We start from the raw sequence: 264 nt of genomic DNA, 5'->3' as shown, positions 1-264 counted from the left end.
ACAAATGTGCCTGGTAAGGATTTATATGTCTTATCCTTTGTTAAAACAACATTTGTTCTGTTAGAAAGTGGCTTGCCGTTAATCTTAATAATTGATTCATATGTTTTTCGTCCCTGTATGCATAGCTTACCTTCAGTTAATTCTTTAAACCTTTTCATGTCTTCTTTAACAGAAAACATGAGTTTTCCATTTAATCCAATACCCATGTTCATGTCACATGCTGCTATTAAACTGATCAAATTGCTACATCTCCTTTGATCAATG

Annotated in this window: 1 protein-coding gene; it reads right to left on the bottom strand. The window is 32.6% G+C overall.

Annotation, left to right across the window (positions count from 1 at the left end; genetic code table 11):
- Positions 1-212 (bottom strand): dihydrofolate reductase (locus SB822_RS57945; RefSeq protein ID WP_410859218.1); only part of this gene is annotated, 212 nt, incomplete at its 3' end.
- Positions 213-264: the final 52 nt, after the last annotated feature.

The organism is Paraburkholderia sp. SIMBA_054, assembly GCF_046534875.1.
GTDB classification, from domain to species: domain Bacteria; phylum Pseudomonadota; class Gammaproteobacteria; order Burkholderiales; family Burkholderiaceae; genus Paraburkholderia; species Paraburkholderia hospita.
Note: the sequence above shows the minus strand (reverse complement) of the source record. Positions and strands in the feature narration are given on the sequence as shown.